The 22,551-nt window shown below is 64.8% G+C and carries 15 protein-coding genes; 1 reads left to right on the top strand and 14 read right to left on the bottom strand.

The features are described 5' to 3' along the window. Nucleotides 1–85: 85 nt before the first annotated feature. The 9 genes from HAP48_RS13170 to HAP48_RS13130 all read right to left on the bottom strand — a co-directional run bounded on the left by HAP48_RS13170 (nt 86) and on the right by HAP48_RS13130 (nt 10,577). Nucleotides 86–1,078, bottom strand: coding sequence for an ABC transporter ATP-binding protein (locus HAP48_RS13170; RefSeq protein ID WP_166213441.1), 993 nt, complete (start codon nt 1,076–1,078; stop codon nt 86–88). Beyond that, entirely contained in the window at nt 1,075–2,091 is a 1,017-nt protein-coding gene (locus HAP48_RS13165; protein ID WP_166213442.1) for an ABC transporter ATP-binding protein, read from the bottom strand. The genes HAP48_RS13170 and HAP48_RS13165 overlap by 4 nt, the downstream gene beginning before the upstream one ends. Then, on the bottom strand, nt 2,091–2,984 hold the full coding sequence (locus HAP48_RS13160; RefSeq protein WP_166213443.1) for an ABC transporter permease: 894 nt from the start codon (nt 2,982–2,984) through the stop codon (nt 2,091–2,093). The genes HAP48_RS13165 and HAP48_RS13160 overlap by 1 nt, the downstream gene beginning before the upstream one ends. A 60-nt stretch (nt 2,985–3,044) precedes the next feature. Further along, the gene (locus HAP48_RS13155; protein ID WP_166213444.1) at nt 3,045–3,992 is read right to left on the bottom strand and encodes an ABC transporter permease; all 948 of its coding nucleotides are present in this window, start codon (nt 3,990–3,992) and stop codon (nt 3,045–3,047) included. Nucleotides 3,993–4,027: 35 nt separating this feature from the next. Continuing rightward, nucleotides 4,028–5,623 carry an ABC transporter substrate-binding protein gene (locus HAP48_RS13150; protein WP_166213445.1) on the bottom strand — a complete coding sequence of 532 codons (1,596 nt, stop codon included), beginning with the start codon at nt 5,621–5,623 and terminating at the stop codon, nt 4,028–4,030. Nucleotides 5,624–6,045: 422 nt separating this feature from the next. Further along, entirely contained in the window at nt 6,046–6,933 is an 888-nt protein-coding gene (locus HAP48_RS13145; RefSeq protein ID WP_166213446.1) for a TauD/TfdA dioxygenase family protein, read from the bottom strand. A gap of 79 nt (nt 6,934–7,012) precedes the next feature. Then, entirely contained in the window at nt 7,013–7,711 is a 699-nt protein-coding gene (locus tag HAP48_RS13140) for a DUF2270 domain-containing protein (RefSeq protein ID WP_224497039.1), read from the bottom strand. Nucleotides 7,712–7,833: 122 nt separating this feature from the next. After that, on the bottom strand, nt 7,834–9,384 hold the full coding sequence (locus tag HAP48_RS13135; RefSeq protein ID WP_166213448.1) for an AMP-binding protein: 1,551 nt from the start codon (nt 9,382–9,384) through the stop codon (nt 7,834–7,836). Nucleotides 9,385–9,422: 38 nt separating this feature from the next. Next, nucleotides 9,423–10,577, bottom strand: a complete 1,155-nt coding sequence (locus HAP48_RS13130) for an iron-containing alcohol dehydrogenase (protein ID WP_166213449.1) — start codon at nt 10,575–10,577, stop codon at nt 9,423–9,425. Between the two features lie 984 nt (nt 10,578–11,561). Between HAP48_RS13130 and HAP48_RS13125 the strand changes: the two genes are divergently transcribed. Continuing rightward, on the top strand, nt 11,562–11,864 hold the full coding sequence (locus HAP48_RS13125; RefSeq protein WP_210292832.1) for a DUF6916 family protein: 303 nt from the start codon (nt 11,562–11,564) through the stop codon (nt 11,862–11,864). Between the two features lie 49 nt (nt 11,865–11,913). Here HAP48_RS13125 and HAP48_RS13120 read toward each other — a convergent pair whose 3' ends face one another. The 5 genes from HAP48_RS13120 to HAP48_RS13100 form a co-directional block, all read right to left on the bottom strand. Then, the gene (locus HAP48_RS13120) at nt 11,914–12,405 is read right to left on the bottom strand and encodes a GNAT family N-acetyltransferase (RefSeq protein WP_224497038.1); all 492 of its coding nucleotides are present in this window, start codon (nt 12,403–12,405) and stop codon (nt 11,914–11,916) included. Nucleotides 12,406–12,481: 76 nt separating this feature from the next. Further along, nucleotides 12,482–13,009, bottom strand: coding sequence for a phage tail protein (locus tag HAP48_RS13115; RefSeq protein WP_166213452.1), 528 nt, complete (start codon nt 13,007–13,009; stop codon nt 12,482–12,484). A gap of 9 nt (nt 13,010–13,018) precedes the next feature. Next, on the bottom strand, nt 13,019–13,522 hold the full coding sequence (locus HAP48_RS13110) for a phage tail protein (RefSeq protein ID WP_166213453.1): 504 nt from the start codon (nt 13,520–13,522) through the stop codon (nt 13,019–13,021). A 12-nt stretch (nt 13,523–13,534) separates the two neighbouring features. Next, the gene (locus HAP48_RS13105) at nt 13,535–14,032 is read right to left on the bottom strand and encodes a phage tail protein (RefSeq protein WP_166213454.1); all 498 of its coding nucleotides are present in this window, start codon (nt 14,030–14,032) and stop codon (nt 13,535–13,537) included. 278 nt (nt 14,033–14,310) lie between these two features. After that, nucleotides 14,311–22,383, bottom strand: coding sequence for a cadherin repeat domain-containing protein (locus HAP48_RS13100; protein ID WP_166213455.1), 8,073 nt, complete (start codon nt 22,381–22,383; stop codon nt 14,311–14,313). Between the last annotated feature and the right edge of the window lie 168 nt (nt 22,384–22,551).

Below are 22,551 nucleotides of genomic sequence, written 5' to 3'. Positions count from 1 at the left end.
GTTGGAGCAGGCTGCGGCCACAGTTCGGTGCATCAACGAGCAACGGTGGTTATGGGTCCCTGCTTTCGCAGGGACGACAGCGGAATTATTCTTCACGCCCCGTCCCGTCATTCAGCCAGCAGGCGACCTGATGCCCCGCACCGGCCGCCTGCAGCACCGGGCGCTCCGTTTTGCAACGGTCGATCGCGTAGCGGCAGCGGGTGTGGAAGGCGCAGCCTGAGGGCGGGTTGATCGGGCTCGGCACGTCGCCGTCGATCATCGGTGCGAGCCGCTTGGCCTTGGGGTCAGCGACCGGCACCGAGGCAAGCAGCGCCTGGGTGTAGGGGTGGCGCGGATTGGCGAACAGCTCGTGTTTGTCCGCGATCTCGACAATGCGGCCGAGATACATCACCGCGACGCGGTGGCTGATATGGGCAACGACCGCGAGGTCGTGCGCGATGAAGAGGTAGGAAAAATTCTGCTGGCGCTGCAGGTCGATCAGCAAATTGATCACCTGCGCCTGGATCGAGACGTCGAGCGCGGAGACCGGTTCGTCGCAGACGATCAGTCGCGGTCCGAGCGACAGCGCGCGTGCGATGCAGATGCGCTGGCGCTGGCCGCCGGAGAATTGATGCGGAAAATTCTTCATCTGGTCGGGCCGCAGGCCGACCTGCTGGAACAACTCCGCGACGCGCTCCTGCTTCTTCGCGCCGGTTGCCAAGCCATGCACAATCAGGGGCTCGCCGACGATGTCGCCCGCCGTCATGCGCGGGTTGAGCGAGGCGAACGGGTCCTGGAACACGATCTGCATCGAGCGGCGGTAGGGCCGCAGCGCGGTCTTGCTGAGCGGCGCGATGTCCTCGCCATCCAGCTTGATCGCGCCGCTGGTCGGCTCGACCAGCCGCAGCACGGTGCGCGCCACCGTCGACTTGCCGCAGCCGGATTCGCCGACCAGGCCGAGCGTCTCGCCCGCGCCAAGCGAAAAGCTGACGCCGTCGACCGCATGCACGGTGCCGACCTGCCGGCGCAGCACGCCGCCGCGCACCGCGTAGTGCTTGACGAGATCGGTGACCTCGAGGAGCGGGCGCTGCTCGGTCATAACGACGCCTCCGCCATCTCGCCGGCGCGCCAGCATGCCGCCCAGTGCTTGCTCTTGACCTCCTCGAGCGGCGGATACTCTTGACGGCAGCGGTCGATCGCGAGCTTGCAACGTGGCGCGAAGGCGCAGCCGGGCGGCAGATTGGTCAGCGACGGCACCATGCCGGGAATTTCGGTCAGTCGCGCATCGGTCTTCGCGCCGAGCGCGATAACCGCAGGCATCGAGGCCATCAGGCCGCGCGTGTAGGGATGCAGCGGCGTCTCGAACAGCGCCTCGACTGTCGCCTCCTCGACCTTCTTGCCGGCATACATCACGATCACGCGCTGCGCGGTCTGCGCGACGACGCCGAGGTCATGGGTGATCAGGATCAGCCCGGTGCCGAGCCGCTTCTGCAGATCGACGATCAGCGCGAGGATCTGCGCCTGGATGGTGACGTCGAGCGCCGTGGTCGGCTCGTCCGCGATCAACAGCGCCGGCCGGCACGCCAACGCCATCGCGATCATGGCGCGCTGGCGCATGCCGCCGGACAGCTGATGCGGATATTCCTGCGCGCGGCGCTCCGGCTCCGGAATGCGCACCAGCCGCAGCATGTCGACGGCCTGCTTCCAGGCCTCCTTGCTGCTCACCTTCTGATGCAGGCGCACTGCCTCGATGATCTGGTCGCCGATCCGCATCACCGGATTGAGCGAGGTCATCGGCTCCTGGAAGATCATCGAGATGCGGTTGCCCCTGATGTCGCGCATCGCGGCATCATCGAGCTTCAAGAGGTCGGTGCCCTCGAGCGTGACCGAGCCGCCGACGATGCGACCGGGCGGATCGGGCACCAGGCGCATGATCGAGAGCGCGCTGACGCTCTTGCCGCAGCCGGATTCGCCGACGATCGCGAGCGTCTCGCTGCGGCCGACCGAGAACGAGACGTCGTCGACCGCGCGGAACAGGCCGGAATTGGTGAAGAACACCGTCTGCAGGTTCTTCACATCTAGAACCGTATCGAGCGTCACAGCCTCACTCATCAGCCGCGCTGCCTCGGATCGAGGATGTCGCGTAGCGCGTCGCCAAACAGATTGGTGCCGAACACCGCGAGGCTGATCGCAATGCCAGGAAATATCACCAGCCACGGCGCGGTGCGGACATATTCGGCGGCGGATTCCGACAGCATGCGGCCCCAGGACGGATAAGGCTCGGGAATGCCGAGGCCGAGGAACGACAGCGACGCCTCGGTCAGGATGGTCGAGCCGAGTTGCGCGGTGGCAAGCACGATCAGCGGTGCGATGGTGTTCGGCAGCACATGGCGCAGCGCGATCCGTGTCTCGCTCATGCCGATCGATTTGGCGGCCTCGACGAAAGGCTGCTCGCGCAGCGCCAGCGTGTTAGCGCGGATCACGCGGGCAACGGTCGGGATCAAGGGAATCGCGATCGCAAGGATCACGTTCGGCAACGAGGGGCCGAGCGCCGCGGTCATCACCAGCGCGAGCACCAGCAGCGGCAGCGATTGCAGGATGTCGGTCACCCGCTGGAACACGAGGTCGACCCAGCCGGAGAGATAGCCGGAGGTGAGACCCACGATCACGCCGAGCGTGGCGCCAAGCGTCGTGGAGCCGATGCCGACGGCGAGCGAGATCCGCGCGCCGTGGACGATGCGGCTCCAGACGTCGCGGCCGAAGGAATCGGTGCCGAACCAGTGCAGCATGGAGGGGGCGGCCAACCGGTGCGCGGAATCGACGCTGAGCGGATCGTAGCGGCTGATGACATTGGCAAAGATCGCGGTCAGCACGAACAGCAGCATGATGATCAGGCCGACGGTGCCGAGCACATGCCGCTGCGCGAGGAACGCCAGCCGCCCCCAGCCACCGGTGGCGTTGGCCCCGGCGCGTCGCAGTTCACTTTCGAAATTGATCGTCGCCATCGGGCTCTCTATTTGAGCATGATCTTATCGGAAAACCGGGTCCCACTTTTCCGGATCATGCTAGTCCCCAAACCGGATGCGCGGGTCGATCGCCGCATAGAGCATGTCGACAATGAAATTCACGACAACCACGACCACCGCGATGAACATCACGAGGTTCTGCACGATCGGGTAGTCGCGCCAGCGCAGCGCCTCGACCAGGAAGCGGGCGATGCCGGGGATGTTGAACACGGTTTCCGTCACGATCAGTCCGCCGATCAGGAATGCGGCCTCGATGCCGATCACGGTGATGACCGGCAGTACCGCGTTCTTCAGCGCATGGTGATAGTTCACGGAGGCCTCGGAGGCGCCCTTGGCGCGCGCGGTGCGGATATAGTCCTGGCGCAGGATTTCCAGCATCGAGGAGCGGGTGATGCGCATGGTCAGTGCCGCGCTGCGGAAGGCGACTGCCATCGCCGGCACGGCATAGATCGCGAGTGCCTCGGTCCAGGTTTTCGGGTTGGGGTTGAAGATCGGCATCGTGCCGAACAGCGAGACCGAGGCCATCAGGACCAGCAGGCCGAGCCAGAACGACGGCAGCGACAGGCCGCTGAGGCTGACCACGCGCAGCGCGTAGTCGAGCTTTGAACCCTGGTGCACGGCGCTGATGACGCCGAGCGGGATGCCGATCGAGGCCGAGAACAGCAGCGCCAGGCCCGCAAGCCGCGCGGTGATCGGAATCCGGGGCAGGATTTCCTCCAGCGCCGGCTTTTCCGAGACGTAGGAATAGCCGAGGTCGCCGCGCAGCAGGCCGCCGATCCAGTGCAGGTACTGGATCACGATCGGTTGGCTCAGGCCGAGCTCGCGCTCGAGATTGGCCTTGTCGGCGGGATCGACGAAGCCCGCGGCGTCGAACAGGATGTCGACGATGTTGCCCGGAACGACCCGCAGTAGCACGAAGATGATGACCGAGATCCCGAACAGGGTCACGAGCATCAGGAACAGCCGCCGCACGATATAGGCAAACACCCTGGCCCTCTCCCTGATCTCGAATCTTCTTCGCGCTACTTGTCCAGCCAGACGTCTTCGTAACGATAGCCGTTATAGGAGCTGTTGGACATGATCGTGACATTCTTCACGTAAGGCTGCCAGCAGGTGCCGGTGCGGGCATGGAAGATGATCGGACGCGCGACGTCTTCCTGCAGCTTCTTGTCGATCTCCCAGACCAGCTTCTTGCGCTTGTCGAGGTTGGTCTCTTCCGACTGCTGGTCGAACAGCTTCTCGATGTCCTTGTTGCAATAGTTGGTGTAGTTCCGCTCCGAGCCGCAGGCATAGTTCTCGTAAAAGGACTGGTCGGGCTCGTCGACGGCATTGCCGGTGAGGTTGAGGCCGAGCGAATAGTCCTTGCGCGCGATCTTCGGGAACCACTGCGCGGTGTCGACGACGTCGAGCTCGGCGTCGATATAGATGCTCTTGATCTGGTCGATCAGAATGATCGCGGGATCGCGGTAGACCGCGATGTTGCGGGTCGACACCTTGATCTGCAGGTGCTTGTCCGGGCCGTAACCCGCCTTCTGCATCAGCTTACGGGCTTCCTCGCGGTTCTTCTCGATGTCGGGACCGTAGCCGGGGATCGATTCAAGCATGTCCTTGGGCATTGCCCACAGGCCGTCCGGCGCCGGCTCCATTGTGCCCCCGATATCGCCTTGGCCCTCGAACATGATCTGGATGAACGCCTTGCGGTCGAGCGCCAGCGCCAGCGCGCGGCGGATGTCGATGTTGTCGAACGGCGGTCCGCTCGAATTGATGATGATGTTGGTGGAGACGTTGTTCGGTTCCACCACGCAGACGGCATTGGGCGCCTGCGACTTGACGTCCTTGAGCAGCGGGATCGAGACCTCGGTCGGGAACGTCATGTCGAACTTGCCCGAGACGAAGCCGAGGATCGCCGTCGAGCGGTTGGTGATGATGGTGAACTCGATACCATCGAGATAGGGCAGGCCCTTCTTGAAGTAATCGGGGTTCTTGGTGAGCTTGATCGACTCGTTGGCCTTGAACTCGACGAACTTGAACGGCCCGGTGCCGACAGGCTTGGTGCGCATGTCGCCCGGCGACACGTGGCAGGGATAGATCGGCGTATAGCCCGAGGCGAGCAGCGACAATAGCGCGGGCTGTGGCCGCTTCAACTTGAACGACGCCTCAAGGTCACCGTTGGTGGTGACCTCGTCGACCTGGTCGTACCAGGATTTTCGCGGATTCTGCCGGAATTTCTGCTGCGACTTGCCCATCAGCATGTCGAAGGTGCATTTGACGTCGGCCGCGGTGAACGGCTTGCCGTCGTGCCATTTCACGTCCTTGCGCAGCTTGAAGGTCAGCGTCTTGTTGTCGCCGCTCCAGGCCCAGCTCTCCGCAAGCTCGGGCCGGATCGTGCTGGCGCTGTTCTGGGCGATATGCTGGTCGAAAATGACGAGATTGCTGAAGATCGGCATGAACGGCACGTTCAGCGAATAGGTCGCGCCCTCATGGATCGAGGCACTGCCGGGACTGTCGCGGTGATAGATCCTGAAGATGCCGCCGGATTTCGGTTCGGCTGCGAGTGAAGCGCCGCTGATAGTCAGCACAGACAACACCGCGACGGCCAGCGCTTGCACGCTCCGCATGGTCCCTCCCACATTTCGGTCTCAATGGCCGATTGGCATCGACGATACCACGGTGAGGCCGCCGGGCAACCAGCGAGGGTCGTGCGGGGATTGGCAATTGGGATGACGCCAGAGCATTAAAATATCCATGGACCGGGAATAATGCGTGTGATTACGGGGAACTTTGCGTGTTTTGCTATGCAGCGGCGAATCCCCGTTCGAATTTGGTTGCTGATGCCGAGGCGTGCGGAGTGAACGGTCTGCAATCAGCGACAGTTTGTCGCCGGTTGCAAGTGTGGCCGTCGACGTGTTCTCCGTCATCCTGAGGTGCGAGCGGAGCGAGCCTCGAAGGATGCACGACCACCGGTCGGGCCGTCGATCCTTCGAGACGCGCGCAAGAGCGCGCTCCTCAGGATGACGGTACAACAGGTACAGCATTCGCATCACTCCGCCGCCTGCGACGAGGGTGGGCTCACGCTGGCGACGCCATCGGCCTCGGTCGCGGAGATCGTGGTGCGGATCATCAGGCGGCCCTCGTGCGCCGGCCAGGGGCGGCCGCGATGCATGGTGGCGCGGTTGTCCCACATCACGACATCGCCCTGCTTCCATTGGTGCAGGTAGCTGACGCCAGGCGCCGTCGCGGCTTCGGTCAATTGCTCGATCAGCGCCTTGCCGGCCTCGGCATCCATGCCTTCGACGCCATAGGCGTGGGAGGCGAGATACAGCGCGCCGCGGCCGTTGACGGGATTGCGCCAGACCATGCGCCAGCACACCGGCGGCAGCGCGTCGACTTCCTCTGATGTTGCGAGCCCCGTCGCCACCTTGCTGCGCGAATGCGCGTAGGAGTGCCAGGCGAATGAGTTCTCCAGCCGCCTCGCCACCTCCTTGTCGAGCCGCTCGAAGGCAAGCCGCATCGAGACGAATTCGGTCTCGCCGCCATGTTCGGGGATGATCCGCGCCGACAGGATCGAGGTCAGCGCCGGCACGCGCTTGAAGGAGGAGTCGGTGTGCCAGAGCTGGTTGGCCCTGGCGCGCAGCTGCTGCCGATGATCGGACGGAACCACCTGGCCGTCGGGCCCGAAGGTCGAGAGGATCACGAAATGCGAGCCGGTGCCCATCGAGCCGACCTTGGTCACCTCGGGCGGGCCGAAGCGGCGCGAGAAGGCGAGCTGGATGTCGTCATCGACCTGCTGGCCGCGGAATACCAGCACCGAATGTTCCTCGAACGCCGCGCGCACGGCCGCATAGGCGGCATCGCTGGCGGCAACATCTGACAGCGTGACGCCGCGCAGTTCCGCTCCGAACCCCTGACGCAGTGGGATCACGTCCATCGGCACATCCTCCCTGACTTTTCTTGTTGATGTGAGGTTAGGGGAAAAGCCCGCCAGCGGCAACGCGAGGCGCGGCACCTCACCCCATCGCGATCAGCTTGTGCCGCGTGTGCCGGTCGGCGATCTCCATGCGACGCGTGATGAACGCGAACAACACCCAGCTGGAGTGGAAGGCGACGCCGGCCAGAACGACGATGGCGCCGGGAATCGGGCCGATCGAGGCGCGGTCCCAGATGTCGCTCACCGCGGTCAGCGGCAGCGGATGGATCGCCAGCTTGCCGTAATAGGCGATCGCCTGGATCGCGAAGATCCAGCCATAGGTCCGGCGCAGCCGCCGGCCGATCGCACGGGCAAGGCTGATGTGGTAACTGGGATTGCGGTAGTCCTTGGCGAGCAGCTCGGTCCAGGCCGCATTCGGCGTGGGACCTTCGCCGCGGATCATCGGTGCGTAGAAATCGGTTTCGAGCAACCGGGCGCGGGCACGCCAAACGTTGAAGTAGCGGTAGCGTCGCGCCTCGAACAACAGGAACACGGTCACCAGCAGGCCGACCAGCACCATTGGCAGCGGCGAGGCCTCTGCGTTGCTGTAGGTCGCCGACAGCGCGATCCCGGTCGTGACAACAGCCCAATTGGTCGAGCTGTCGAGGCGGGTGCGCCAGACCGTGCTGCGGTAGACCTCGCCGCGATAGAGGTGGGCGAGCGCACCGATCTCGGCGGCGGTGAATTCGAGCCTTCCGGCCTTTACCGGCTCGGGCTCGCGCGGTTGGGGCGACGGCATGGCGGCCTCCGGCGAAGCTGGCTTGCGATTGCCGAGCATAGCGCGAAATCCGCACAACGGGCGAGTCCGTTGCATCCTCCGGTCTGCCTCGCAGCATCGCTCCCGCCCGCTGCATCGACCGCTCAGACGATCCGCGAGGCCTTGTTGCCCCAGTAGCGGTCACGCAGCAGGCGCTTGTAGAGCTTTCCGGTCGGCAGCCGCGGCAGCTCGGCCTCGAAGTCGACCGAGCGCGGCACCTTCTGGCGCGACAGCGCGCCGGCGCAGAACGCGATCAGCTCCTCGGCGAGCTCAGGCCCCGGCGCGATGCCGTCGGCCGGCTGCACCACCGCCTTCACTTCCTCGCCGAGATCGACATTGGGCACCCCGAACACCGCGGCGTCGGCGACCTTGGGATGGGTGATCAGGAGGTTCTCGCATTCCTGCGGATAGATGTTCACGCCGCCGGAGATGATCATGAAGGTGGCGCGGTCGGTGAGATACAGGAAGTTGTCGTCATCGACGTAGCCGACGTCGCCGACCGTGCTCATGCTGCCGTCCGCCGAACGGGCCTCGCTGGTTTTTGCCGGATCGTTGAAATACTCGAAGGGCGAGCCGGTCTTGAACCAGACGGTGCCGGGCGTGCCCTTCGGGCAAGGCTGCATGTTCTCGTCGAGAATATGCAGGTCGCCGAGCAGGACCTTGCCGACGGTGCCGCGATGCGCGAGCCATTCCTGGCTGTTGCAGGCGGTGAAGCCGAGGCCCTCGGTCGCGCCGTAATATTCGTGGATGATCGGGCCCCACCATTTGATCATGTCGTCCTTGACCAGCGCCGGACAGGGCGCCGCGGCATGGATCGCGATCTCCAGCGACGACAGATCGTAGCGGCTGCGGACCTCCTCGGGCAGCTTCAGCATGCGCGAGAACATGGTCGGCACCAGCTGGCTGTGGGTGATGCCCCATTTCTCGATCAGCTCGAGATAGCGCTCCGGATCGAAACTCTCCATGATGACGACGGTGCCGCCCATGCGGATGGTGAGATTGACCGCGGCCTGCGGCGCCGAGTGATAGAGCGGCGCCGGCGACAAATAGACCATGCCCTCGCGGTAGTGCCAGAGTTTAATCAGGAAATCGAACAGCGGCAGGTTTTGCCCCGGCGGCTCTTCCGGCAGCGGCCGCACGATGCCCTTGGGCCGGCCGGTGGTACCGGACGAATACAGCATCGCGGTGCCCAGCGCCTCGTCCGCGATCGGGGTGGCCGGCAGGCCGGCGGTCGCCTGCGCGAGCCCGACAATGCGATCGCTCTCGCTGTCGCCATCGACCACGATGCAGAGCTCGACCTGCGGACACTCCTTCAGCGCCTCGCGCGCGATGTCGAGCTTCAGCTTCGAGGTGACCAGGACCCGCGACTGGCTGTTGGTCAGGATGTAGGCGAGCTCGCCCGCGGTGAGGAAGGAGTTGACGCAGGTGAAGTAAAGGCCCGACCGCTCGCCGGCGCCGCAGGCCTCGAGGTAGCGGTTGTTGTTCTCCATGAAGATCGAATAATGGTCGAGCCGCCGCAGGCCTTGCTTGCGGAACAAATGAGCGAGGCGGTTGCAGCGCGCCTCCAGCTCGCGATAGGTGACGATCTCGCCGGTCCCTGCCATGATGAAGGCGGGCTGCAGCGGGCGCAGGTAAGCATGCTTGCCGGTATACATCGAACTTTATTTCCCCTCGCTCGCGACGTGATCATGCTTCAGGCGGCCATCATCAGAATCTCGCGGACCTGGGAGGGACCGTCGATCTTGCGCGGATTGCGCGGCACCCAGGGCGTGCGCATCGCACCCGCCGCGATACGATCAAAATGCTCGGGGCCGACGTGCACGTCCGTCAGGCTGCGCGGCATGCCGAGGTCGCGGATGAAGCGGTCGAGCACGTCGCCCGCGTCCGCGTTCGCGTGACCCATCGCGGCCGCGACCAGCGCTTGCCGGTCGGCATTGTCGCGCTTGTTCCAGCGCATCACCGCAGGCAGCATCACGCATGACGTATGGCCGTGTGGCACGTCGAACTCGGCGCCGAGCACGTAGCCGATGCCGTGGCTCGCGCCCATCGGCACGCCGGAGGCGAGCGGGCCGGTCGAGAGCCAGGTGCCGATCTGGCAATCCATCCGCGCCGAAATGTCCTTCGGGTCGGCCTTCACCCGCGGCAGGCCTTGCGCCAGCATCTCCAGTCCCTTCAGCGCCTGGGCGTCGCCGTAAGGATGCGCCTCGCGCGAGCAGATGCCCTCGACGCAATGGTCGACGGCGCGGATGCCGGTCGACAGGAACAGCCAGTCCGGCGTGTGCACCGAGAGTTCAGGATCGAGGATGGTGGCGCGCGGCATCACCAGCGGATGGCGCAGCATCTCCTTCTGCCGCTTGGCCTCGTTGGTGACGCCGGCGATCGAGGAGAACTCGCCGCCGGCGATGGTGGTCGGCACGCTGATCTGGCGCACGACGGGCGGCTTCATCTCGGGCGCGACGCCGCCATGGGTGCGGATCGCCTCGATGCCGTCGGATGTCGTGACGTTGTTGGCGAGGCAAAGCTGCACCGCCTTGGCGCCGTCGGTGATCGAGCCGCCGCCGATGGTGACGATCAGATCGGTCTTCGCATCACGCGCCTGTTCCGTCGCCGCGATGACCGCGGCGCGCGGCGTATGCGCCGGCATCCGGTCGAAGGTGCCGACGCAGCGCGCGCCGAGTGCCTGGCGGACTTTCTCGATCTCGTCGGTCTCGCGGTTCAGCGTGCCCGACACCATCAGGAAGGCGCGCTGCGCGCCCAGTCGGTCGAGCTGCTCGACGATCGCCTCAGCGGCGGGGCGCCCGAACACCACCTCGTCCATGGCGCCGAATACGACACGGCCTCGATGCACGCGCCTGTCCTCCCTCAGGATGCGCCGCCTTGTTGGCGGCGCTTTGCGGGGAGGTTAGCGGAGGAAATCGGGGCCGTCATCAGTTCCTCCGGGGCGCCCGGCGGAGGCCGCCGCCTCTTCCGCTGTCGTCCCTGCGAAAGCAGGGACCCATAACCACAGGGTTGCGTTGTTGAAGTGAGCTGCGGCCCCAGCCCTGGATAAGCAATTGGCATTGGTGGTTATGGGTCCCGGGTCGCGCTGCGCTTGCCCGGGACGACATCGAATATGTGGCGCCAGCTGAGACATACATCCGCATCCTCGCGGCGCGATGCACCCGAGTCTTGCGTTTACTTGCCCTCGTTGGAAGCAGAGGGCGCAGGGAAAGCCGGGTGCCGATCGCACCCATGGGCCCCGTGCAAAGGTAGAAAGCACGGGGGTAGGACCACAGGTGTAACCGGAGCAATCCGGCTTTCCCTGCGCGATGGGTTACGGCTTATTTCGCGCTCTCCCCGGCGAGACTTGGCTTTTTTGTCACCGCCTTCGCAAGACGCAATTGCGTCTTCCAAGGGGACACCGGCCGCTAGGGCGTCAGGACCACACGACTTCACCGTCCGCTATCCACGCGCATTCGTCGACTGCGCGCTCAGCGTCCACCGCATCCCACACCGCGTTCGTGACGATCGCGAAGCGCCCCTCGATCGGGTGAGACGGGCGAACCATACACTGAGTTTCCATTCCGATAAACCGAAATATTTTTGAGCGAAGGGCTTGCGCCGTCGGGCAACTCAGTGGCAGGGGCAACTCCATCTTCTCGTCATTCCGGGGCTCGCCAAGCGAGAACCCGGAATCCATTGATCCACGGTACTGCGGCGTGATGGATTCCGGGCTCGTGCTTCGCACGCCCCGGAATGACGACACAGGGCCTCGATTGCGGACGTCCGCCAGAAACCTTGACGGCAACATCGCGCGGCGTGTTACACGTCGCATGCAATTGGGAACGTGCGCATGACATCCACCGTCGACCTCGCGACATTGCGGATTGATGACTTCACGCCGCATCAGGACGCGGAGTTCGAGATGCAGGCGGCAGATCACGTCTTGGCGCTGAAGCTTGCCAAGGTCGAGTCCGCGGGCAACAGCGGGCGGCCGGGCGGTGCGTTCTCGCTGCTGTTTGCCGGGCCAAAGGGAGCGTGGCTGCCTCAGGCGATCCATCCGGTGCGGCATCCGACGCTCGGCGTGATGGAGATCTTCCTGGTGCCGGTCGGTCCGCTTGCAGATGGCAATGGCTATCAGGCGGTCTTCACCTAGAGCTTCGGTTCTCACTGAATCAGAACCGAAATGCTCTGGCGCGTTTTGTTCAGGCTGAAGCGGCGTGGGCGCCGGTCGCTCCCGCCGCGCGCCAGCGCATCAGGTCGTAGACGCCTTTGTCCTCCTCGGTGACGAAGCCGAGCCGGCGATAGAGCCGCATCGCGGGATTGAACTTCTCGACATGGATCGACATCGGCTTGCCGGCTCCGGCGGCCTCGTCGAGCAGGTCGCGCATCAGCGCACCGCCCAGACCGACTCCGCGATATTCCGGCAGGAAGGCGATATCGATGACGCAGTGCTCGCTCGGCCAGCGGTCGACATAGAGACGGCCGATGTCCTCCCCGTTGCGCATCGTTACCAGCCAGTCGGCCGTCGGATAATAGTGCTGGTAATGCACGTGCTGTGCCCGGAATTGCATGGCCAGGAACGCAGCCTTCTGCTCCGCGCTCCACGGCGTCACGGCCAGTTCTTCGACGCGGGTCGAGGCATAGAGCCGCCCGAGGAAGGGCAGATCGGCCTCGGCGATGCGACGGAAGCTCAAGCCGGCATCCGCTGCGCGCGTCCATCCGAACGCCGCGAGAGCACTGTCCGTGCGCGGACCATCCGCCATGGCCGGCTCAGCCGCGCGCCGGGAAAATACCCTGCAACGCGATGCAGAAATTCAAGGTGAGGTACGGCATCATGTTGTTATGGGGCTGGCCGCCGCCGATCGGCATAATCGAGCTGGTTGCCGAGAACGGCGAAATGTTGGTCAGTGTTGCCGTGTAGGCCTGCCCCGGGTTTGCGCGCGCAAGCGATCGCACCGGGCTGGGTGTGGCGAGTTGGGACTGATTGATATTGCCCAAAACCCCGTGGTTGTGCAGGGGCATTTCGGATTGCAGCAGGGTCACGGTCGTCGTGCCGGCGGACTGCCCGAGATCGTAGACGGTGCCGAACGAGCTTTGCCCCGGTTGCATCGGCGAACTGCCTTGCAGGTTGGGCAAGGCAAAGTTGGACTTGCCGTCGCCACCATAGGTGGCGCCGAGCAGCGAGAACAGTGCGGTGTTCTGCGAGATCGGCATCAGCTGGCCGTTGCAGAAGGCCCATCCGGAGGGTGCGAAGTTGCACGGGAAAATGCGGATCTCGGCCAGGAATTGATCAGACATGGTCCCGTCCTAGTTTTGGCTCGGATAAATGCCGTACAGTGAAATGATGAAGCTGACGCAGAGGTAAGGCTGCATGTTGTCGTGCGGCTGGTTGCCGCTGACCGACGAGCAGGCCTGGCTCGCCATTGGCGACGCGGCCGGGGCCTCGCGGTAAATCTGAGTAGCTCCCACCACACCGACGACATTGCCCGTCACCGTGCTGCCGGTCGCGTTGTTCAGGGATGCCGACATCGGGTGGTTGTGGATGGGCAGTTGCTGGGTGGTCAGCGTCACCTGCTCGACGCCCGCGCTCTGCCCCATGACGAAGCTGTTGCCCTGGTGTAGCGGCAGGCGGCCCTGCAGGTTGGGCAAGGCGAAGGTCGACTGGCCGTCGCCGCCATAGGTGGTCCCGATCAGATTGAACAAAGCGTCGTTCTCGGAGATCGCCAGGAGTTGTCCCTGGCAGAACATCCAGCCGTTCGGGGCAAAATTACCGCCGAACATACGTATCTCGCCAATGTAAGGCTGGCCCATGGCGCGCGTCCTTCAATTCCGGGAGGGGAAGATGCCCTGCAACGCGATGCAGAAGTTGAGCGTGAGATAGGGCTGCATGTTCTCGTGAGGCTGCGAGCCGCCGGCATTGCCGACGGTGCTCGGGTCGAGCGTCGTCAGATTGCTGGCAGCGGTATAAAGATTGGCCGACGTCGCCATCAGATTGCCGGTCACCACAGGATTGTCGGCATTGTTGGTCGTGCCCTGAAAGGTGTGAGGATGCTGCGGCATCTCGGCGATCGTCAGGGTGTGGGACGTTTCGCCCGCGGTCTGTCCGAGCGCGAAGCCCGAGCCCATATGCAGCGGCACTTTTCCCTGCAGGTTCGGTAGCGCGAAAGTCGTCGTGCCGTTGCCGCCATAGGTTGTGCCGAGCAGCGAAAACAGGGCCTGATTCTGATTGATCGGCAGCACCTGGCCGTTGCAAAACGCCCAGCCTTTCGGCGCAAAGCCGAACGACATCATCCTGATTTCCGAGAGATAGGGTTGAGACATCGATCCTCCGGCCAGACGATCCGTCTTGTCAGTGACTCAATTAATGAAAATGCGAGGCAATGCTGCGCGCGATGACGAAATGCACGATAGCGTGTTTTACAACAAGCGCAACCTCAACGATTGTTCGACCTTCACGATTTTTTCTCGGACACGTGATGCACGAGCTTCGTTGCGATCATGTGAAGGTTCTTTCACTGCGCTCGATGCGAACGCGACGAAGCCGAATGGCAAACGCCTGCCGGATCGGTCCGGCAGGCGCTGTCTCGCGTAACGTTCGATCAAACCAGCAGATCGTGCTGGGTGTGGAGATGATTGTCGGTCGGCGTGCCGCCCATCGCGGCGAACGTCGTCTCGTGGCCGGCCCACGGGTTGCCGGCATTGGACTGGCCGCTGAACAGGTCGGACCAGGTCGGGGCATTTGCGGCGACGGCCATCGTGTGGCTTGTATCGGCCTGCGGCGTCTGGGCGAACGCCGAAAAGTCGAAACTGTGGCCCATGGCGACGCCGGCAGACGGTGCACTGGCCGGCTGCTGGCTCGAAGGCGCTGCGCTCGATGCGAACACGAAGTTCTGCTGCGGCTGGCCGGGGTCCATGCTGTGGTCCTTCGGCAGGTCGGCCGTGGTCGGCAGCCGGCGCTCGCCGTCGGCCAGACCGATATACATCAGATCGTTGACGTCGGATGCCGAGATGGTATCGGGCAGGCCGAGCACGTGTCCCAATTCGTGCACCACTGTGGTCAGGAGATCGAGATGACCCGCTGCGGCCGTCGACGGGTCGGTCTGCAGATTGCTACCGGACGCGTTGAGGGTGTTGGTGAATTCCGAATTGTCCGACGGTGTCGGATCGACGAACCAGCCGTGGCCGGCGGCATCGGTGTCGATCGTGATGTGGCCTGCGCCTTCCTGGCCGACGATCTGGCCGGCGAGGTCGGCGACGCTGAAGCTGACGGCATGCAGCGCTGCAAGCTGGCCGGCGCCGGCACCGGCCTTCGCCCATAGATCGATCGCCGCCGACACGACCGAGTCGAGTTGGCTCTGCGTCAGGTGCATTTCGCCCGTGGTCGGCGTCGTGGCCTGCACGCCGCCCGCAGTGGCGAGCAGCGGCGCGACCGGGGTCGGCAGCGTCGGCAGCGTGCCGACGAGCGTCGTCGTGCCGCTTCCGCCCGAGGTGTCGACGGTGATGGCGCCTGTGCCGCTGGTGTTGTCGTCGGTGATGACGCCCGCAGCGGTTCCCGAGGTCGAACCGTTCTTCGACAGGTTCAGATGCGTATTGCCGTTGAAGTTGCTCAGCTCGACGTCGGTGGCGTAGGTCGCGTTGTGGTTCAGCGTGTTCTTGGTGCCGGCCCCGCCGGTGCCCGAGCCGATCACGACGTTCGTCGTGCTGGTGTCGGTCGCTGTCGCACCGTTGTCGACAAGGAGTGCCGCAAACGGATTGGCGGAAGTCGGAGACGACACCGAGTTGCCGTATATCGTGGCGTTCAAGGTCGAACTGCCGTCGTTGTTCTGCAAATGGATGCCGTTGTTGCCGACCCCGGTGATCGTGTTGTTCTGGATCAGCGTCGTCAGGGTGCCGGCGCCGGCGTCGCGGACGAAGATGCCGTCGGAGTTCGAGCCCACCTTCGCCGGCCCGATCGAATTGCTGGCGATCGTCCCGGACATCGTGCCGTTGTCCTGGCCCTTCGCCACGAAGATACCGACCGTATCGAACGCGTTGGCGCCGCCGTCGGTCAGGATGTTGTGCGAGATGTCGAACGTGGTGGTCGCGGCGGAGACGAGGCCGCCGGATCCGCTCCTGATGTCGACCGCCGTGCCGCCGCCGGGGACGATGGCCTGGCCGTTGTGGAAGGTGTTGCCGCGGACAACGGCGTCCATCGACGAATTGTTGTTGGCGGTGAAGGCGATGAAGTCGGCCCGGGTGCCGGCAAACGTGCTGTTGGTCAGGGTGTAGTTGGCCGTCGCAGAGTTGTAGACCTGCCCGCGGACGTTATCGTTGCCGGTCGAGCCGATCAGGCCGAACGTGTCGCTGTCCATCGTCAGGCGATTCAGCGTTCCGCTGGTGTTGTAGAGGTCGATGTTCTCGTCGAAGCCGCCGGAGATGCTGGACCCCGTGATCGAAGAGGTGCCGAGCAGGTTGTCGAACCGGATGCTGCTTTCCTCGCGGTCGCCGGCATTGTTGGTGCCGTTGGTGCCGCTGATCGTGCCGTCGGCAAAAGTGAAGCCGGTGACGTTGTTGCCGTAGATCGCGAAGTTGCTGAAATCATGCAGCGACATGTCGCTCAGCGACACGTTCGAGGTGTTGTGCAGGTAGATGCCGGTTCCGCCGGTGCCCGACGTCGTCTGTCCGCCGGCGTCGGTGCCGCTGAGGATGTCCGCGCCGGTCTTGTTGTTGATCGTGCCGCCGGAGCCGGCGGTGCCGGTGCCTGTGACCGTGAGTCCGCCGGCCGATCCGGTCGTGTCGAGGATGATGCCGGCGCTGCCCGACGAGCCCGTCGCCGAAATGCTCTTGAAGGTCAGATTGCCCGCGCCGATGTTGGTGTGCTCGACGTCGAGTGCGGTGCCGGTCGTGGACGAGATGGTGTTGTTGCTGCCGGTGACGGTGATCGTGCCGCCATGCGTGAAGCTCAAGCCGGCGCCGCTGGCGGTCTTGACCGTGATGTCGGACATCGAGACGGTGCCGACATTGTTGCCGTCGTCGCTGATGCCGATGCCGGTCGAGGCCGAGGTATCGATGCTGACGCCGCTGATGCTGTGGCCCGACGCGCCGAGCAGGTCGATGCCGTTGTCGGCGCCGGTGACCTTGATCACCGGATCGGTGCCGGTTGCAGCGTTGGCGGTCACCAGGGCGCCGGTCACCGGATTGGTGAAGGTCAGGGCGTGGCTGCCGCCGACCAAATTGACGCCGTTGGCGAGGTTGATGCCGTTGGCTTCGGTGTAGGTGCCGGACCTCAGCACGACGTAGTCGCCGCTCCCTGCCGGGTTCGCCGCGTTGAAGGCGGCGATCGAGGTGTACGGGTCGGCAGCGGTGCCGAGATTGTGGCTGTTGGCCAGCGCCGTGGCCGAGTTGTCGATGTAGAACACCTGCGGCACGACGCCGACATGGAAGGTCTGGGCGCCCGAGGTGAGCGGCCCGCCGGTGCCGGTGTGGCCGTTGTCGCTGACGTTCAGCGTCACGGTATCCGAGCCGGCGAAGCCGTCATCGCTGTTGTATGTCAGGGTCGCCAGCGCGGTGTTGACCTGTGCGGCCGTGCCGGTCAGCGTCACCGTGTGGCTGTCGTTGTTGGTGAAGCTGGCCAGTCCGGCGGTGTTGAAGGTCAGGTTCGCATGAGCGGAGGAAACCGTCGCCGTGACGGTGCCGGGGTCGGAATCGATGTCGGCGACCGAAAGGCCTGATATCGCAAAGTCGGTGTGCGAGAACGCAGTGCCGAGCGAATTGTCCGCCGGCACCGCCGCGGTGGGCGCATCGTCCACGGCGGTCACGCTTCCGGTGGTCGATGCCGTCCCGGTGTTGTTGCCGCCATTCGCGGTGCCGCCGTCATCGTGCACGGTCAGGGTATAGGAACGCGCGGTGCTGTCGGGATTTTCGCTGGTGTTGTTGAACTGGATCAGGTCGAGCACCGCATTGTAGTGCGCCAGCGTGTCGGTGCCGGTGAAACTGATCGTTTCGGTGCCGGCGGTGCTGGTGATGTCGAAGTGGATCCCGCCGATGTCGCCGCTGGTGCCGGCGTGACCTGCGATCGAGAGCGCGTCCGACGCCTTCAGATTGTTCAGCACGAAGGTCGCATCGGTGATGTTGTTGCCTTCGGCGTCCGAGATCGTCAGGTTTGGCGTGATCGTGACCGGCGTCGAGCTCGAAGCCGGCGTGCCGTTCGGCGGCTCGGAGAATCCGGTGATGGCGCCGAAGCTCACGACAGGCGCGTCATTGACCGGCGTGACATGGATGGTCGAGGTCGAGGTGTTGCTGTTGGCGCTGCCGTCGTTGACCGTGAAGCTGACGGTGCGATCAGCGCCGGACGGGTTGTCACTCGAGTTGAAATAGGTGATGGAATCGAGCGCCGCCTTGTAGTTGGCGACGCTGGAGGAGCCCGTCAGCGTCAGCACGCCGGTCGCGGAGTTGTACGATCCGCTGATGCCGTTCTGGTTGACGAAGCCCAGCACATCCTGGCCGGCGGCGAAGCCGCCGGTGATGGCAACCGTCGCGCTCGACATGTTGGCGCTGTCGACGTCGGAGACGTTGACCGACGCATCGATCACGGACGCGGCCTGGTTCTCGGTATAGTTCAGCGTGCCGCCGGCCGTCGTGACCGGCGGATCGTTGACCGGGGTGACATTGATGGTGTCGGTGACCGCAGCCGAGTTGGCGGAGCCGTCATTGGTGATGATGGTGACCGTACGCGCCAGGCCCGACGGGTTGTCGCTGGTGTTCTGATAGGTCACCGAGGCGAGCGCCGCCTGATATTGGGCAACCGTCGCTGTGCCTGTCAGCGTCAGCAAGCCGGTTCCCGCATTGAACGAGCCGGTGATGCCGTTCTGGGTGGTGAAGGCGAGGACATCCTGGCCGTTGGCGTAGTTGCCGGTAATCTGCACGGTCGCGCTGGCCAGCGTGGTGTTGTCGACATCGGACACGGTGATCGCCGGGTCGAACGCGGTCGCGGCCTGGTTCTCGGTGTAGTTCAGCGTATGGCCGGCGACCACAACGGGCGGGTCGTTGACCGGGGTGACGTTGATGGTGTCGGTCACCGGGCTGCTGTCGAGCGTGCCGTCATTGGCTGTTATCGTGACGGTGCGCGCCGCGCCCGACGGGTTGTCGCTGGTGTTGTGATAGGTCACCGCGGCCAGCGCGGCCTGATAGTTGGCGACCGTGTCGGTGCCGGTCAGCGTCAGCGTTCCGGTCGCGGCATTGAACGTGCCGGTGATGGTGGCAGTGTTGGCGAAGGCGAGCACGTCCTCGCCGTTGACGTAGCCGCCGGTGATCTGCACCGTCGCGGACACCAGATTGGCGTCGTCGCCGTCGGTGACGGTGATCGCCGAATCGATCGCGGTCGCGGCCTGGTTCTCGGTGTAGTTCAGCGTGTGGCCGGCGGTGACGACCGGTGCCTGGTCGACGACGACCGCGATGGTGAAGGTCTGCTGGTTGTGCAAGGTGCCGTCGCTGGCATCGACCGTGACGTCATAAGACGGATCAGCAATGTTGATCTTGGTAGGATCGGCGACCGTGACCTTGCCAGTGGCCGCGTTGATGGTGAAGGCGCCGCCGGAGGTGTCGCCGACCAGCGAATAGGTCACGGCGGGACCGTTGACGTCGGTCGAGGATGCGGTCACGCCGGTTCCCGAGCCGGCCGGTGCGCCGATCGCGACCCGGTTGACGCCGGCGTCGCTATCGATCGGGGTCGATGGCGCGACATCGGTGACGGCGATGGTGAAGGTTTGCGAGTTCGCCAGCGTCCCGTCGCTGGACTGGGCAACGACGGTGTAGCTGCCGCCCGAGCTTTCGAAATCGATCTTGGTGGAATCGGCGACAGTGATGACGCCGGTCGTCGCGTTGATGGTGAAGCCGCCACCAGAGGTGTCGCCGATCAGCGAATAGGTCACCGCCGGGCCGTTGACGTCGGTCGACGACGCGGTGATGCCGACGGTTGAGCCGTTGGCCGCGCCTTCGGTGATCGAATTGGCACCGGCGTCGGCATCGACCGGGGCCGACGGCGGGGCGTCGTTGACGGCGATGGTGAAGGTCTGCAAGTTCGTGAGCGTGCCGTCGCTGGCCTGCGCAGTCACTGTATAGGCGTGGCCGGGCGCACTTTCGTAATCGAGCTTGGTCGGGTCGGCGACGGTGATGACGCCAGTGGTGGCGTTGATGGTGAAGCCGCCGCCGGAGGTGTCGCCGGTCAGCGAATAGGTCACGGCCGGGCCGTTGACGTCGGTCGACGACGCGGTGACGCCCACGGCGGTGCCGGCGGCGGCGCCTTCGACGACGTTGTTGCCCGCGGCATCGCCGTCGACCGGGGCTGACGGCGCGACGTCGTTGACGGCGATGGTGAAGGTTTGCGAATTCGTCAGCGTGCCGTCGCTGGCCGTCGCGGTGACGGTGTAGGCATGCCCCGCCGCGGTCTCGTAGTCGATCTTGCTGCTGTCGGCGACGGTGATGACACCGGTCGCGGCATTGATGGTGAAGCCGCCGCCGGAAGTGTCGCCGGTGAGCGAATAGGTCACGGCCGGGCCGTTGATGTCGATCGCCGACGCGATGATGCCCACGGTCGAACCGTTGGCCGCGCCTTCGACGACGCTGTTGGCGCCGACGTCGCTGTCGACGGGGGCCGACGGCGCAACGTCGGTGACACCGATCGTAAAGGTTTGCGAGCTCGCGGTCGTGCCGTCGCTGGCTTGCGCGGTCACCGTATAGGAATGGCCCGCGCCGCTGCTCTCGTAATCGATCTTGGTGGGATCGGCGACGGTGATGACGCCCGTCGTTGCGTTGATGGTGAAGCCACCGCCGGAGGTGTCGCCGATCAGCGCATAGGTCACCGGCGGACCGTTGACGTCGGTCGACGATGCGGTGACGCCGACCGCGGTGCCGGCGGCGGCGCCTTCGGCAACCGCATTGGCGGCGGCATCGCTGTCGACCGGGCTCGACGGCGGGGCTTCGTTGACGCCGATGGTGAAGGTCTGCGAATTCGTCAGCGTGCCGTCGCTGGCCTGCGCGGTGACGGTGTAGGCGTGGCCGGGAGCGCTTTCGTAGTCGATCTTGGTGGGATCGGCGACGGTGATGACACCGGTGTGGGAATCGATGGTGAAGCCGCCGCCGGAGGTGTCGCCGGTCAGCGAATAGGTCACGCCGGGACCGTTGACGTCGGTCGAGGACGCGGTGATGCCGACCGTGGAGCCCACGGCCGCGCCTTCGACGACGGCGTTGGCGGCGGCATTGCTGTCGACCGGGGTCGACGGCGCCACGTCGGTGACGTTGACGGTGAAGGTCTGCGTGCTCGACAGCGTGCCGTCGCTGGCCTGCGCGGTGATGGTGTAGCTGCCGTGCGAGGTTTCGAAATCGAGCTTGGTCGGATCGGCGACGGTGACGACGCCGGTCGCCGCATTGACGGTGAAGCCGCCGCCTGAGGTGTCGCCGACCAGCGAATAGGTCACGGCTCCGCCGTTGATGTCGGTCGCGTGCGCCGTGACGCCGACGACGGTGCCCGCAGCCGCGCCCTCGGTGACCGAGTTGGCGGTGGCGTCGGTGTCGGTGGGGGCGGACGGCGGAGCGTCGGTGACGTTGATGGTGAAGGTCTGCGTCGACGAGGTCGCGCCGGCCGTCGCGTGCACGGTGATGGTGTAGGCGTGGCCGGGCGCGCTGCTCTCGAAATCGAGCTTGGTGGGATCGGCGACCGTGACGACGCCGGTGCTCGCGTCGATCTTGAAGCCGCCGCCGGAGGTGTCTCCGGTCAGCGAGTAGGTGGTTGCGGGGCCGTTCGGATCGACCGCGGAGGCGGTAACGCCGACCAGCGTGTTGGCGGCGGCGCCCTCGACGACGGCATTGGCGGCGGCATTGACGTCGACCGGCGTGGAGACCGGCAGGTCGTTGACGTTGATGGTGAAGGTCTGCAAGCTGACGCCGCCATGGCCATCGCTGGCCTGCACCGTGATGCTGTAGGCGTGACCCGGCGCGGTTTCGAAGTCGATCTTGCCGGAATTGGCAACGCTGACGACGCCGGTGTTGGGATCGATCTTGAAGCCGCCGTTGGAGGTGTCCGCCGTCAGCGAATAGGTGACGCCGGGGCCATTAACGTCGGCCGCCGCTGCGGTGATGCCGACCAGTGTGTTGACGGCGGCGCCTTCGTTGACGGCGTTGGCGGTGGCGTTGCTGTCGGTCGGTGTCGAGGGCGGCGCATTGCTGACCGCGATCGTGAAGCTCTGCGACGAGACGAAGATGCCGTCGGTCGCCTGCACATTTACGACATAGCTGCCGCCGGAGCTCTCGAAATCGACCTTGGTGGGGTCGGCGATCGTCACCACACCGGTATTGGCATCGATCTTGAAGCCGCCATGCGAGGAATCGGACGTCAGCGAATAGGTGACCGGGAGGCCGATCAGGCTGTCGGAATGTGCGGTGATGTTGACCGAGCTGTTGACGGCGGCGCCTTCAACGACCGTGTTGGCGCCGGAATTGGTGTCGGTCGGCGCCGACAGGAAGCCGTGGATCGGCGGAAAGGGTGTGCCGGGAGGGCAGCCGAGATAAAGGTATTGCAGACCATACGCATCGACGAATGCCTGCGCGGCCGGATCCAGGATGATATTGCCGCTCGGATCAAGATGGAGTTCGGGACGGGTTAAACCACCGATTGTATAGGCGGGTATGGTCGTCATGTGGACTCCTGCAACCGGCGTGGAAGCCGGTCAATATCTACAATTTTTGGATACGGGGACGTGTGAAGCCGTTCACACGTTGAAGTTGACCAGCCGCCACGGGAGACCGCACCGACTCGCTCGCAATGTGGGAAAGCCGCGATGTCCGCGGAGCAGTGACATCAGCAA

Source organism: Bradyrhizobium septentrionale (assembly GCF_011516645.4).
Taxonomy (GTDB): domain Bacteria; phylum Pseudomonadota; class Alphaproteobacteria; order Rhizobiales; family Xanthobacteraceae; genus Bradyrhizobium; species Bradyrhizobium septentrionale.
This window is presented reverse-complemented; position numbering and strand designations above follow the sequence as displayed.